The organism is Streptomyces sp. NPDC048290, assembly GCF_040652095.1.
In the GTDB taxonomy this organism is placed as follows: Bacteria; Actinomycetota; Actinomycetes; order Streptomycetales; family Streptomycetaceae; genus Streptomyces.
The window spans coordinates 47,885-61,415 of the sequence record NZ_JBEZLM010000017.1 but is presented as its reverse complement, the minus strand read 5'-3'; the positions used below and the strand labels follow the sequence as shown (position 1 = coordinate 61,415).

The window sequence follows — 13,531 nt, the reverse complement described above, 5'->3', positions numbered from 1 at the left end:
GTATCGAATCCCGGCTTCACAGCCGCCCGCTCGCGTCCGCCGCGACCGCCGGACCCGGCACCGCCGTCGCCGTCCGGCCGCCGCCGCCCTCGCCGCCCCCGTCCCGGCCCGCGCCCGACCCGTCGCCGCCGGTCGCCCGGCGCGGCCGGACCAGCAGCGCCAGCCCGCCCAGCAGCCCGCCCGCGCTCGCCCCCACCAGACCGGTCAGCTCCGGTCCGGCGGACGAGGGCGCGGCCGGCTTCACCGCCCGTGCGAACTGCTGGAGTTCGACATGGGTCGCGTCCTCGCTGTCACTGGCGTGCCCGGTCAGTGCCTTGGCCACCGCGTTGGCCATGTCGGCGGCGAGGTCGGGGCGGTGGGAGGTGGCGGTGACGGCGACCATCGGCGCGTCCGGCGAGGTCGCCGTGGTCACACTGTTCTGGAGGGTGCGGACCGGTACCCCCGCCCACACCTGGGCGTCGGCCAGCACCGCGAGCTGGTCGGCGACCCGCCCGTACGCCTGGGCGAAGCCCAGCGCGGCGGCGGAGTCGGAGCGCTCGGTGGGGACGGCCACGACATAGCTGGTGGCGCTGTACACGGGGGTGCTGAGCGCGCCGTAGCCGCCGCCGATCAGCCCACCGGCCACGACCCCGGCCGCGAGCAGCGACCAGGGCGGCAGCCCCTTGGTACGGGCGAGGACACGGAAGGCGGGGCGCTGCGCCCGGGGGGAGCGGTCGGACTTCACGGGCTGACTCCAAGGGCTGACGGGGACGGGGAGGACGGGGAGGTGGGGGAGGACGGGGAGGACGGGGATGGGGGTGAGGCGGACGAGGTCACGGGCGTCACGTGCGTCACGTGCGTCACCGGGCTCACAGGTGTCACCGGGCTCACAGGTGTCACGGGCCCGTGCGGCTCGGGTACCGGGTGGCGGGGGCCCGGCGTCGCCGCGGTCCGTGCGGACGGTGACGGGGGTGTCGGCGTTCCGTCCGTCACCCGGGCGTACACCTCCATCAGCCGGGCCGCGCTGCGGGTGATGGCGTAGTGGTGGGCGGCGCCGGGGACGGTCCGGGGGCGTGGCGGGCGGGCGTGGATCTCGGTCAGGGCGGCGGCGAAGGCGGCCGGGTCGCAGGCCACCGCGGCGGCGTCGGTCGCGGAGCCCGGCGGCAGATCGGCGACGGCCGGGCAGGACACGTACCGCACCGGCAGTCCCGAGGCCAGCGCCTCCACGACCGCCAGGCCGAACGCCTCCTCGGGGGACGGCGAGGCCAGCGCGTCCATCGCGGAGAGCAGGGACGGCAGATCGGGTCCGGGCGTGCCGTCGGAGACATAGGGCCGCTCCCCGGCGAACAGCACCCGGTCGGCGACCCCGGCCTCCTGGGCGGTGCGCCGCAGCACGTTCTCCTCGGCACCGCCGCCGACCAGCAGCAGCCAGCAGTCCCGGGGCAGCGCGGCGAGCGCCCGGACCGCCACGTCGAACCGCTTGCCCGCCGTGAGCCGGCCGATCGCGCCGACCACGAACGCCTCGTCGGGCAGTCCTAGGCGGCGCCGGGTGCGGTGGCGCAGCACCGGGTCGAAGCGGAACCGGTCCAGGTCGATGCCGTTGGGCACCACCTCGATCCGGGACGCGGACACGCCCCAGCGCAGCAGCCGGTCGGCGACCGTCGGGGAGACCGCCACCGTGGTCCGGCCGAGCCGCTCCCCGGCGAGATACAGCCCCCGTACGCCCCGGGTGAGGGGGCGGCCCTCCATCTGGGAGTCGCCCAGGGAGTGTTCGGTGGCGACGATCGCCCGTACCCCGGCGAGCCGCGCGGCCAGCCGCCCGTACAGACAGGCGCGGTACAGATGGGTGTGGACGAGGTCGTAGCCGCCGGAGCGGATCAGCCGCACCAGCCGGGGCAGCGCCCCGAGGTCACGGTTGCCCGCCATGCCGAGGTGGGTGACCCGTACCCCGTCGGCGAGCAGTCCGGTGGCGACCGCGCCGGGGTGGGTGAGGGTGACCACGTCCGCCTCGACGGGCAGATGCCGCAGCAGCAGCCGCAGTTGCTGCTCGGCGCCGCCGACCCCGAGGCCGGTGATGATGTGCAGGGCCCGCATCTCACACCCCTTCGGCGGCCCGGCGCCGCAGCCCGTGCAGCCGGTACTTGAGCCCCAGACGTACGGCGTTGTCCCGCTGCCCGATGTGCACCCGGGGCAGCGCGTGGCGGGAGGTGAGCGGGCCGGGGTCGATGGCGACGGCGTAGTCGTACCCGGCCGTGCGCACCGCGCCGACCACCCGGGCGTCGACCGTGCCGTACGGATAGCAGAACCCGGTGACGGGGGCGCCGGTCAGGGCGGTGAGGCGGGCCCGGCTGTCGGTGACCTCGGCGGTGAGGTTCGCGTCGTCGACGCGGGTCAGGTCGAGGTGGGTCAGTCCGTGCGAGCCGATCTCGATCCCGTCGTCGGCGGCCCGGCGCACCCCGGCCTCGGTCAGCAGCGGCTTGCGCGGGCCCAGCGGGTCCCAGGCGTTGTCGCCGCCGAACCGGCCGGGCAGCACGAACAGGGTGGCGCCGCAGCCGAACCGGCGCAGCAGCGGCAGCGCCTGCTCGGTGAAGTCGGCGTACCCGTCGTCGAAGGTGAGCCCCACCAGCCCCTGGCCCGCCCCGCGCGCCCGCGCGGCCAGCAGGTCGCCCACCGACACCCCGCGCAGCCCGTGCCGCCCCAGCCAGCGCAGTTGGCGCTCCAGCCGGGCGGGGGTGACGGTGATCCGGTAGGGGTCGTCGGAGCAGTCCCCGACGGAGTGGTACATGGCGACCCAGGGGATGCCGGCGGGCGGGGACGCGGCGGGGGCGGCGGTGGGGTGGGGGGCCGTGGCGGGGTCAGCGGGAGAGCGCATGGCGGAGCCTTCGGGTCGCGGTGCGGATGGTGTGGAGTACGGGGGCGCAGCCCTGGGCGCCCAGGCCCGCGCCGGTCAGGACGTAGACGACGGTCACCGCGGTCCCCCCGGCGGCCAGTCCCCCCACCGCCGACTCCGGGCCGCCCGCCGCGAGCGCCCCGGCCGCCGTGGCGACCAGCGCGGCCCGCACCGGGCGGCTCAGTTCGGTCAGCACCGCCCGCCGCCGCACCGGCAGTTCCCGCGCCCGGGTCCCGGACAGCAGCAGGACGGCCGTGACGGTGATCCCGGCCGCGTTGGCGGCGGCGATGCCGAGCACGCCCCACGCGCCCACGGTCAGCGCGCCGGTCCACGCGGTCACCACCACCCCGGCGGTCATCGCCGCCAGCGGGTACCAGGTGGGGCGCCCGGCGCAGAAGTACGCCCGGATCAGCGCCCCCACCAGGGTCTGGGCGAGCAGTCCGAGCGCGTACACCCGCATCACGGCGGCGGTCGCCGCGGTGTCCCGGGCGGTGAACGCGCCGCGCTGGAAGAGGAGTTCGACGATCTGCGGGGCGCAGGCGACGACCGCCGCGGTGCCGAACAGCACCATGCAGGTGGCCAGCGCGAGATCCCGCTCCACCCGGTCGCGGGCCCGTTCCGTGTCGCCCTCGGCCAGCGCCCGCGCCACCACCGGGAAGGTGACCGTGACCAGTATCAGCGACAGCGTCATGGGGATCTGCGCGACCTTCTGCGCGTAGTTCAGATGCGAGATCGCCCCCGACGGCAGGTTCGAGGCGAGGAACCGCTCGATCAGCACCTGCGACTGACGGCACAGCGCGAACGTCAGGATCGCCGCGATCAGCCCCAGCCCGACCGCCGGTTCCGGCTCCCCGTCGCCCGGCACCGCCTCGGCGACCGCCCGGCGCCGCAACCGCCGTACGAACGACGGGAGTTGGACCGCCACCATCAGCAGGCTGCCGACCGCCACCCCGGCCGCCGCCGAGCGCACCCCCCAGCGCCCGCCGAGGACGAACATCGCGGTGATGATGCCGGTGTTGTAGGCCACGTAGATCGCCGCCGGGGCGAGATAGCGGCGGTGGGCGCGCAGCGCGGCACTGAAATACCCGGCGAGCCCGAACCCGACCACGCACACCGCCGCCAGCCGGGTGCAGTCCACCGCGAGCCCGGGATCGGCGAGACCCGGGGCGAGCACGTCCACCAGCCAGGGAGCGAGCAGGACGACGGCGGCGGCACCGGCGATCAGGACCAGCGTCAGCCGGGGCAGCGTGCGCGCGACCAGCGCCCGCACCGGGTCCCCGGCGGCCCCGCGCGCCCGCCGGGCCAGCGCCAGACTGAACGCCGGGATCAGTGCGAACGCCAGCCCGTCCTCGATCAGCAGCGTCGAGGCGAACTCCGGGACGGTCCACGCCACCAGGAACGCGTCCGTCTCCGCGCCCGCCCCGAACAGCCGGGCCAGCGACTGGTCCCGCACCAGCCCGAGCAGCGCCCCCGCGACCGACAGCGCCCCGGTGAGCAGCGCGGCACGGGCGAGGAAGCCGCGCGGCTCACGCGGGGCCGCGGGGGTCGCGCGGGGCGCGGGCAGCGCGGGCGGCCCCTCGCGCGGGGAGACCGGGGGGAGGGGCCCGCCGGGGGCGTCCGGCGCCGCCTCCGTCCGGGACGGATCACGTACGGTCATCGCCCGCCTCCCGCCGCCCGGGGCGCGCCCAGCAGCGCCCACCAGGCCGCCAGGCCCAGGCAGACGGCGGTCAGCACGGTCGCGGGGCCGCCGATGTCGGCGTAGCAGAAGTCGGTGAGCTGCCAGGTCAGCAGGCCGATGGCGATCAGCGCGCAGTCCGGGGAGCGGCCGTCACGGCGTCCGCGCGCCAGCCCGGCGACGGCACAGGTCAGCAGGGCCAGCCAACTGCCCGCCAGGGCCAGCAGCCCGAGCAGTCCCTGCTCGCTGAGGATCAGCAGATACATGTTGTGCGGGGACAGCAGCGGCTGACGGCGGAACGCCTCGCCCGCGCTCTCCGTGTCGCTGCCGGAGGACAGTGCCAGCGAGGCGTGCGCGTCCCGGTGTTCGGGGAAGCCCTTGAGGCCGACGCCGGTCACCGGGTGCTCGCGCCACATCGCGGTCGCCGCCGCCCACATCGCGTACCGGTCCGTCACCGACTGGTCCGGCGCGTCCGTGACCTGGCCGATGCTGCTGATCCGCTCCTGGAGCATCGCCGAGCCGACCCCCAGACCGCCGACCAGGACGACCCCGGCGGCGAGCAGCGCCGCGCCCACCTTCAACGCCCTGCGCGGTCCGGCCAGGGCCAGTTGGAGGGCGCAGGTGACGGCGGTCGCGATCCAGGCGCCCCGGCTGAAGGACAGGGCGAGGGGCAGCGCCAGCGCGAGCGCGCAGCCGGTGGCCAGCGCGCGCTGCCGGGCGGGGGCGTCACCGAGCGCCAGCCCGGTCGCGCAGACCAGGCCCAGGGACACCACGGTCGCCATCCCCATGACGTCCTGCGCGCCGAACGTGCCGACGGCCCGGATCAGCTGCCCCTGGTAGGAGGCGCCGGTGCCGGTGACGTACTGGTGGACGCCGACCGCGCCCTCCCAGCCGGCCAGGGCGACGAACGCCCAGGCCAGCAGGCGGAAGTCGGCGCGGTCCCGGATCAGCAGGGCGACCGCGGCCGGGACCAGCACGAAGATCTGGAGATAGCGGCCGAGGCCGGTCAGTCCGGCGCCCGCCGAGGACGCCCCGGCGGCGGCCACCGCGAGCCCGACCACCGGCAGCGCCAGCACCGCCGCCGCCGTCCGGGACAGCGGACGGCGCCGGGCGCGCAGCAGCCGGACCGCGCAGAACCCGACGACCAGCGCGGACAGCGCGTCGGCCGGACCCGCCCCGCCGCCCGCCGAGGGCAGCCCCAGCAGGGCGATCACGGCGACCACCGGCCACACCGGCGACAGCGTCCGGCGCGCCGGAGCGGTCCGGCGGGGCGGCAGGGTCCGTGGCGCCGGACCGGGCGGAGCGAGCGTCATCGTCCCGGCTCCCTGGGGGGCGCGGCCCGCCGGGGGCGGGGGGTCGGGGCGGCCGGGAGGGTGCGCAGGGTCCTGGTGCGGGCCGTGGCCTCCGGCCGGGGGCGGGCCGGGGGGCGTTCGCCGTGTGCCGCAGCGGGCCGGGTGCCGGGGACGCCGGGGACGCCGGGGAAAGGGGAGAGGGTCGGCATGGGTCAGCTTCCCGCCGAGCGGACCAGCGCGGTCGCCGTGCGCAGCAGGATGCAGACGTCCTGCCACAGCGACCAGTTGTCGATGTAGGCGTTGTCGAAGCGGGCCCGGTCCTCGATGGAGGTGTCGCCGCGCAGTCCGTTGATCTGGGCGAGGCCGGTGATGCCGGTCTGCATCCGGTGGCGGGCCGCGTAGCCGGGGTAGGTCTGGCTGAACTGGGTGACGAAGAAGGGCCGTTCGGGGCGCGGCCCGACCAGGCTCATGTCGCCGCGCACCACGTTCCACAGCTGGAGCAGCTCGTCCAGCGAGGTGCGCCGCAGCAGCCGGCAGAACCAGGACATGCCGTGCTCGCCCGCGACGCTCCAGCGGGTCGCCGACTCGGTCTCGTCGACCGGGCGGTGGGTGCGCAGCTTCAGCAAGGTGAAGGGGCGCCCGTCCTTGCCGATGCGCTCCTGCCGGAACACCACCCCGGGCCCGTCGATCAGCCGCAGCGCCAGCGCGCAGCCCAGCAGCAGCGGGCCGACGGCGACCAGTGCCGGTCCGGCGAGGGCGATGTCCAGGAGGCGCTTACCGGGGCTGCCGCGCCGTCCGGAGCCCAGCTCAAGGCGGCGGCAGGCGAACCCGGCGAGCTGGTCGCGCGCCGGATGCGTGGGCGAGTCGGCGTCCAGTTCCCACAGCGCGCAGCCCGACTCGGCGAGCGCCCGCAGCAGCGGCCCGTGCTCGCCGCGCACCCCGGGATGGACGGCCAGCACATCCCGTACGCCGTTCTGGATCAGGGCCCGCTGCACCTCCTCGCCGGTGGTCAGCACGGGCAGTCCGTCCGGGCCGCCGGGCAGATGGGCGACCACCCCGACCGGGCGCACCCCGCATCCCGGGTGGCGCAGGATCGCGGCGGCCACCCGCTGGGCGACCGGCGCCGGGCCGATGACCAGCGCGGCGCGCGGACGGCGCAGCAGCAGCACCCGGCGCCGCTGGTGGACCACGGCCCGGCCGACGCAGGCGGCGGTCATCTGGGTGGCGACGCCGAGCGCCAGGGTGTGCGGGGTCAGCGCGTGCTGCGGGGCGAGCGCGGCGACCACGGTGGCCAGGCCCAGCCAGCCGACGGCGATCCGCCCGCAGACGGAGGGCAGTTCCTCAAGCACCCCCTGGAGGCGGCGGGGCGTCCGGTGCGGGCGCAGCAGTATCGAGACCGCCACCAGCAGGGCGAGCAGCAGCGGACGGTGGCCGAGCAGCGCGAGCGAGCCGAGCAGGGCGGCGACGCCGTCCGCGAGCAGCAGCGGCAGCAGCACCGGGGGCCGGGCCGGGGGGCGCCGCCGCACCGGCATCCGGAAGCCGCCGTCGCGGCGCCGGGGCGGCAGCACGGACAGGGCCGAGGGTCTGTGCTCCAGGGGCGTGGCCCCGGGGGACGGTACGGGACTTGCCGCAGTGCTTTCCGCAGTCACGAGTGGATCGACTCCCTGTTCTCGGGGGGAGCTACGCGCTCCGCCTGACCGGCGCCGAGCACGTCGCCGTACACCTGGGCGACCGCCTCGGTCATGTGCCGCACGTCGTGCGCGGACCGGACGTGCGCACGCCCCCGGGCGCCCAGTTCCGCGCGCAGCTCCCCGTCGAGCAGCAGCGCGGTGAGGGCGCGGGCCAGCGCGGCCGGGTCGCCCGGCGGCACCAGACCGTGCGCCGCGAGCGCGGGCGGCAGGGCCTCGCGGGCGCCGTCCACCTCGCTCACCACCACGGGCCGCCCGCACGCCATCGCCTCCAGCGGCGCCAGCGCCATGCCCTCCCAGCGCGACGGCAGCACCACCAGGTCGGCGGCCCGGTACCAGGGCACCGGGTCGGCGACCGGGCCGGTGAACAGCGCCCCGCCGTCGAGCGCTTCGAGACGCTCACGGTCGGGTCCGTCGCCCACCAGCACCAGCCGCGCGCCGGGCACCCGGTCGCGGACCGACCGCCAGGCGGTCAGCAGGACGTCCTGGCCCTTCTGCGGGCACAGCCGCCCGACGCACACCACCAGGGGCGCGCCGGGAGCGACGTCCGGGAGCAGGGCCGCGCGGTCCACGGGGGCGGGGCGGAAGCGGGCGGTGTCCACGCCGTTGGGGACCACGCTCCAGCGGGCGCCGATCCCGGCGGCGGCGCCGGTGTCCCGCTCGGCCGCGCTCACACACACCGTGCGGTCCGCCCAGCGCGCCCCGAACCGCTCCCAGCGCAGCGCCAGCGCGGCGGTCGCGCCACCGACGGCCTCGAAGGACCAGGCGTGCGGCTGGAACACGGTGGGGACGCGCCCGCGCACCGCGAGCCGCCCGGCGAGCCCCGCCTTGGCGCTGTGCGCGTGCACCAGATCGGGCCGAACGTCCTCGATCACCCGTACGGCCGCACGGACCTCCCCGGGCAGCGAACGACCCGGCGCGCGCGCCGCGTGCCAGGGTCGCGATCCGGCGCCGAGCGCCCTCGCCTCCTGGGCCAGCGCCCCCTCGGGACAGGCCACCGTGACCGCCCATCCGGCGGCCAGCTGAGCGCGGGTCAGGTCGGCGACGACCCGGGCGACCCCGCCGTCGACCGGCTGCGTCAGATGCAGGACACGCGGCCCGGGGAGGGGTGGTGGCTGGTGCATGGCGCGGTTTCCTCGCTCACGGGCGGTGCTGGTAAACGGGCGGGAACGCGCGCTATTTCCGGGCTTCGACGGCGACGAAGAGCACGCCGGCCCACGCCGCGTCCGGCTGGGAAACGAGCCGGAAGGCCAGCTGGTCACCACCGCGCTCCAGCGCGTGTCCGAGTTCGAACACATCGGAGTCGTAGCCGAGTGTCTGCTCGAACGCGGGTTCGCGGCGTCCCGGAGAGCCGGTGACGGTGGCGTTGAGGATGTCCCCGTCCGGGTTGGAGGCGTCGGCGAGCGGGACCGGGGCGCGGCGGTCGGCGGAGACGGTGAGAGTGTCGGCGCCGGTGCCGCGTAAGCCGTTGTAGGCGACCAGGCCGATCTGTCCGGCCGCGCCCGCGGGGGCGCCGAGGCCGGTCACCCGGATCTCGTGCCCGGCCCGGTCCAGCGCCTCGAACCCGTCCCACAGCGCCAGTCGGCGCAGCGGCTCGGCGGCGTGCTCGTAGGCCACCACCAGGGTCCAGCCCGCCCACGCCCCGCCGTGCGGTCCGCCGCGCGCGGCGTTGATCCCGGCGACGGTGTAGAGCCCGGCGCCGCCCGCGCGCACCCGCCGGGTGACGTCCGCCGACGCCTGGTAGGCGTCCGCGCCCCGGGCCGCGCGTCGGCCGACGGCGGTGTCGGCGAGGACCTCGCCGTAGCCGCCGCCGGGCGCGGCCAGCAGCACCCGGGCGTTGTCCCGGGCGGGCCGGTGCTCCCCGGCGAGCAGATTGCCGCCCCAGTACAGCCGGGCGTACGTCACCGTGGCGCCGGTGGGCAGCCGGACCTCGGCGCGGGAGGAGTTGGCGGTGCCGGGGTCGTCGTCGATGTCGACGTACTCCATGGCGAGGCCGCCGCCGTCGCCGGGGCCGCCGTCCCGGGTGGCCTGGCAGGCGGGGGTCGCGGCGCAGGTGACGGAGGTGTTGGCGGCGCGGACGAAACCGCCGTGCTGGACGGCGCGGTGGCGTTCGGCGAAGGCGATGCGCTCGCTGTCGGCGGCGGGCGGGGCGAGGGCGGGGGCATCGCCGGGGGCGGCGGGCCCGACCGCGCAGACGAGACCGGCGAGGGCGAGGGCGCCGACCGTCGCGCGGCGCAGCAGCGATCCGGGGGAGTGCGGCATGACCGGCGTGCCCTTTCCTGCGGTGTCTCGCGGTTCATGGGATGGACGGGCCATACGGGTATGTCGAACGGTCCGCAACTCTAGTCGCTATCCGTATTAATCCATCGAAACCGGACAAGTGTGTCGGAATCGTGAAGCCCGACCCCGGGGGTACATCACCCCTTTGGCGGCACAACCCGGCGGAGCGTGGTGCGTTGACACAGCGCTGGGCATCCCGCCCGGATGTTTGTGTCAACCCCCAAGGAGCACCTCTCCATGTCGCGTATCGCGAAGGGCCTGGTCCTGACCACCGTTGCCGCCGCGGCCGTCGCCGGCGGCGCCGGTGTCGCCGCCGCCGACAGTGGCGCCCAGGGCGCTGCGGCCCACTCCCCGGGCGTGCTGTCCGGCAACGTCGTGCAGGTCCCGGTCCACGTGCCGGTCAACGTCTGCGGCAACACCATCAACGTCGTCGGTCTGCTGAACCCGGCGTTCGGCAACACCTGCGTCAACCACTGACGTCACGACGTCTCTTCGTGGCCGGCCGTCCTCCCCCTCGGCGGGGAGGGCGGCCGGTTCGTCATGTGTGGGGGTGCCCCGAATGGGGGTGCGCGGAGGTGTCGCCCGGCCCGGCCTCAACTCGCCGTCGTCCGGCGGCGGATGGTCCGGCGCGGAGGGCGGCGCGCCGGTCAGGTGATGACGTGATGTGTCCGCTCGGTTGCGGAGCGCGATGGTCACTCGCACGGTGGAGTCACGGCCGCGCACACCAGTGCGGCCGGGATGTGTGCATCACTCGAAAGGAAGTCCCATGCGTGGTCTGCCCCAGCGGCGTATCGCGTCCACCGTTCTCTGCGCCGCCCTCGTCCTCGGACTCGCCGCCCCGGCGGTCGCGGCCGAGCACGCCCTGTCCGGGGAGCGCGTCGCCGCCACCCGGGCGCCCGTCCCCGGCGCGGACGCGCTGCTCGCCCAGACCCGGAGCCTGAGCGACATCGGCGGGGTGCTCACCCCGGTCACCGAACTCCTCAGCACCGCGCTCAACGCCGACAACGGCCAGCTCACCCCCGACCAGGCGACCCGGCTCGCCGACGCGGCAAAGAGCGCCATCACCGAGGCCGGTGCCACGGCCGCCCCGTCGGCCGCCCCGCCGGTCGCCCTGCCGGACCCGGCCGCGGACACCCGCGACGGCCGAGGCGCCCGCAAGGTGCCCGCCGACCTCAAGGACGACGCCCTCGCCGCCCTCCAGAAGGCGGTGGCCGACCTGATCGCGGCGACCACCTCCGGCGACGTCGGCCAGGTCGTCCCGGCGGCGACCGGCGTGGTCACCGGCATCGTCAACGTCCTCGCCGCGGTGCTGCTCGGCGGCGGGCTGCCCGCGCCGGACCTCGCCGGACTCCCGTCACTGCCGACCCTGCCGGTGTCCCTCCCGGCGACCCCGGCCCTCCCGGCGACCCCGGCGGCACCAGCGCTCCCGGCGGCGCCCAACCTCCCGGCGGCGCCGAACCTGCCGGCCGCCCCCGCGCTCCCGGCGGCGCCCAACCTGCCCGCCGCACCGGACGCCCCCGCGGCACCGGCCCTCCCGGCCGCACCGGACGCCCCCGCCGCCCCCGCTCTCCCGGCCGCACCGGACGCCCCCGCCCTCCCGGTGACGGCCCCGAACCCCCCGGCGTCGTAACCCCCGGCGTCGCCACCGCGCACCGCGCACCGCGCACGGCACTCCGCGCACCGCGCATCGCCCCGGGCCCGCTCCGTCGAGAAGCGGGCCCGGGGTTCTTATGACTTCTGCCGATTTCCGCGCGACGGAGTTTCCCTCCCGGTGAAGGGTCGTTAGGCACGGCGGCAGAATTCCCCGCGGCAGCCGGCAGTCCCGGTCGCCGAAGAAAGGAACCCGATGAAGTCGCTGAAGGCCGCCGTTGTCGTCGCCGGAACCGTGGCCCTCGCCGGTGCCGCCGCGCCCGCGTTCGCCCACAACACCGCCGATCTCACGCCGACCAGCCTGAACGGCGCCGTGAACACCCTCACCAGTGGCCGTCTGACGCCCGCCGACGCGATGCCGCTCCAGCACCAGTCCAACGCCCTCGACACCGAGAACAAGGACTCCGCGCTCAGCACCGTCAAGGGTGCCGCCACCGCTCTCAACAAGGGCGGGCTGCTCGGCGGGCTCCCGCTCCAGAGCTGAGCCCCGGCGATCCGGCGCACATTACCGAAAGGGCCGATTCCATTCCCCGGGAATCGGCCCTTTCGGTATTTCGGAATTACCCCGGCACCGCCCCCGGCGTCCTTCGCCAGGCATATTCCCCCGGCCTCCCGGAAGGCATGTCCGCCCCCGCCACGGCAGCGGAAACCCCCCGTTTCCCTCGTTCGTGTGGAGCGGCGCCGCGCCATCCCCCGGTCGGGTGAGAACGCGCCGGGCGGTGTTCGGACCCGGGGCTAGGGTCGCGCGGGTGACCACAACCTCCGGCGCAACCCGCCCCTTCCACCCCGCCGACCTCGGCACGCTCGTCGTGATGGCCTGGAGCGGCGAAGCCCCCGACGGCGACATGCCCTACCTCCTCGCCTACTCCCTCGGCGACGCCGCCGACGGCCCCGAGGTGACCACCGCCGCCGTCGAGCGGCTGCTCACCGACAACGGCCTCCCGGTCGGCGGTGACCTCGTCGACGGCAACGTCACGCCCAGCCTCCCGGTCAGCCTGCTGGTCGAGGCCGGTACGGCGGTCGTCGCCATGCCCCACCTCAACGCCACGGTCACCCCGCCCCCGGAGTGGCTGGACGCGGTCGGCGAACGCGGCTTCGCCTACTTCGTGTTCACCACCCGCCCCTGGCCCGAGGCCGAGCCGGGCAAGCCCGTCGAGCCCGAGGCGCTCGCCGCGTTCGCCGGTGCCGAGGAGACCCTGGACGCCGCCGCCCACGTCGTCCTCCCCGCCCGCAGCCTGCGCGTCTGACCACCACCACAGGGGCACCAGCGGCCGGACCGCCGCCCCGGGTCCCCCGACCCGGTGCCGGTCCGGCCGCTCCCGCGTTCACCCGCCGGGAGGACCTCCGGCCGGGCGGCGACGGCCGCCCGACGAACCGACCATCACCCCGTCCCACAACTGCGGCACCCGGGCGAATTGTGCGCTCGTCACGCGCCCGCCCTCGTTGGGCCTGTGGACGTCGATCCCAGGAACCGATTCGAAGGACCGTAGCTGACATGAAGCCGAGCACCCGAGGAACCCTCGCCGCCCTCGCCACCGGAGTGGCCGCCGCCCTCGGCGCCGCCGCCACCCCCGCGACGGCCGCCGAGACGGTTCCCGTCCCCGTGCCGCTGGACGGCGTCGAGTACTCCCTCGGCATGGAAGTGCCCACCCTCTCCGCCGAACTGCCGCTGCCCACGCCCGGCGCCCCCGACGGCCCCCGCTATGTCGAGGGCCGGCTCCTGCCCGACCGCGCCCTGCCGCAGCTCCCGGTCAGCACCGGACTGCCCGGCGCCCGGCTGCGCGCCCCGCTGCCCCGGGTCCTCGGCGACCAGTTCGACCACCTCGCGGTCGACGCCCCCGCCGCCGACGTCCGCGCCCTCGCCCCCGGCCTCACCGTGGACGCCCCACTGACCGCCCCCAACCCCGACAACTTCGGCCTGCCCGACCCGAAGCTGCCCCAGGCCGGGGTCCTCACCCCGGTCCTCCAGACCGTCCCCGGCGCGGACATCGTCATGGGCCCGGGACTCTGACGGACGGCCACCACCACCGGTCACGACACCCTGACGTTCGACTGCCCGGCCCCTGACTGACACTCC

The 13,531-nt window shown here is 76.3% G+C and carries 13 protein-coding genes; 5 read left to right on the top strand and 8 right to left on the bottom strand.

The window, feature by feature from the left end; all coding sequences use genetic code 11:
• Positions 1 to 16 precede the first annotated feature (16 nt).
• The 8 genes from AB0D49_RS26930 to AB0D49_RS26895 form a co-directional block, all read right to left on the bottom strand.
• Complete coding sequence (locus AB0D49_RS26930; protein ID WP_362761909.1) at positions 17 to 724, bottom strand: lipopolysaccharide biosynthesis protein; 708 nt, start codon at positions 722 to 724, stop codon at positions 17 to 19.
• Positions 721 to 2,073: a glycosyltransferase gene (locus AB0D49_RS26925; protein ID WP_362761907.1), complete on the bottom strand. Its 1,353-nt coding sequence runs from the start codon at positions 2,071 to 2,073 to the stop codon at positions 721 to 723. Before AB0D49_RS26925 ends, AB0D49_RS26930 begins: the two co-directional genes overlap by 4 nt.
• A gap of 1 nt (position 2,074) precedes the next feature.
• Positions 2,075 to 2,764: a polysaccharide deacetylase family protein gene (locus AB0D49_RS26920; RefSeq protein WP_362762124.1), complete on the bottom strand. Its 690-nt coding sequence runs from the start codon at positions 2,762 to 2,764 to the stop codon at positions 2,075 to 2,077.
• Between the two features lie 70 nt (positions 2,765 to 2,834).
• On the bottom strand, positions 2,835 to 4,526 hold the full coding sequence (locus tag AB0D49_RS26915; RefSeq protein WP_362761905.1) for a lipid II flippase MurJ: 1,692 nt from the start codon (positions 4,524 to 4,526) through the stop codon (positions 2,835 to 2,837).
• Positions 4,523 to 5,857 carry an O-antigen ligase family protein gene (locus AB0D49_RS26910; RefSeq protein WP_362761903.1) on the bottom strand — a complete coding sequence of 445 codons (1,335 nt, stop codon included), beginning with the start codon at positions 5,855 to 5,857 and terminating at the stop codon, positions 4,523 to 4,525. The genes AB0D49_RS26915 and AB0D49_RS26910 overlap by 4 nt, the downstream gene beginning before the upstream one ends.
• A gap of 191 nt (positions 5,858 to 6,048) precedes the next feature.
• On the bottom strand, positions 6,049 to 7,485 hold the full coding sequence (locus AB0D49_RS26905; RefSeq protein ID WP_362761901.1) for a sugar transferase: 1,437 nt from the start codon (positions 7,483 to 7,485) through the stop codon (positions 6,049 to 6,051).
• Positions 7,482 to 8,648 carry a glycosyltransferase gene (locus AB0D49_RS26900; protein WP_362761899.1) on the bottom strand — a complete coding sequence of 389 codons (1,167 nt, stop codon included), beginning with the start codon at positions 8,646 to 8,648 and terminating at the stop codon, positions 7,482 to 7,484. Before AB0D49_RS26900 ends, AB0D49_RS26905 begins: the two co-directional genes overlap by 4 nt.
• Positions 8,649 to 8,700: 52 nt before the next feature.
• Positions 8,701 to 9,786 carry a DUF3344 domain-containing protein gene (locus tag AB0D49_RS26895; RefSeq protein WP_362761897.1) on the bottom strand — a complete coding sequence of 362 codons (1,086 nt, stop codon included), beginning with the start codon at positions 9,784 to 9,786 and terminating at the stop codon, positions 8,701 to 8,703.
• A gap of 255 nt (positions 9,787 to 10,041) precedes the next feature.
• Here AB0D49_RS26895 and chpG point away from each other — a divergent pair, with 255 nt between their 5' ends.
• From chpG to AB0D49_RS26870, 5 genes are all read left to right on the top strand, one after another.
• Entirely contained in the window at positions 10,042 to 10,281 is a 240-nt protein-coding gene (chpG, locus tag AB0D49_RS26890) for a chaplin ChpG (protein WP_362761895.1), read from the top strand.
• Between the two features lie 289 nt (positions 10,282 to 10,570).
• Positions 10,571 to 11,434 carry a hypothetical protein gene (locus AB0D49_RS26885; RefSeq protein WP_362761893.1) on the top strand — a complete coding sequence of 288 codons (864 nt, stop codon included), beginning with the start codon at positions 10,571 to 10,573 and terminating at the stop codon, positions 11,432 to 11,434.
• Positions 11,435 to 11,650: 216 nt separating this feature from the next.
• The gene (locus tag AB0D49_RS26880; protein WP_362761891.1) at positions 11,651 to 11,938 is read left to right on the top strand and encodes a hypothetical protein; all 288 of its coding nucleotides are present in this window, start codon (positions 11,651 to 11,653) and stop codon (positions 11,936 to 11,938) included.
• A 265-nt stretch (positions 11,939 to 12,203) separates the two neighbouring features.
• Positions 12,204 to 12,701, top strand: coding sequence for a DUF5949 family protein (locus AB0D49_RS26875; protein ID WP_362761889.1), 498 nt, complete (start codon positions 12,204 to 12,206; stop codon positions 12,699 to 12,701).
• 248 nt (positions 12,702 to 12,949) lie between these two features.
• A complete protein-coding gene (locus AB0D49_RS26870; protein ID WP_362761887.1) occupies positions 12,950 to 13,465 on the top strand; it encodes a hypothetical protein in 516 nt (171 codons plus the stop codon).
• The last annotated feature ends 66 nt before the right edge of the window (positions 13,466 to 13,531 follow it).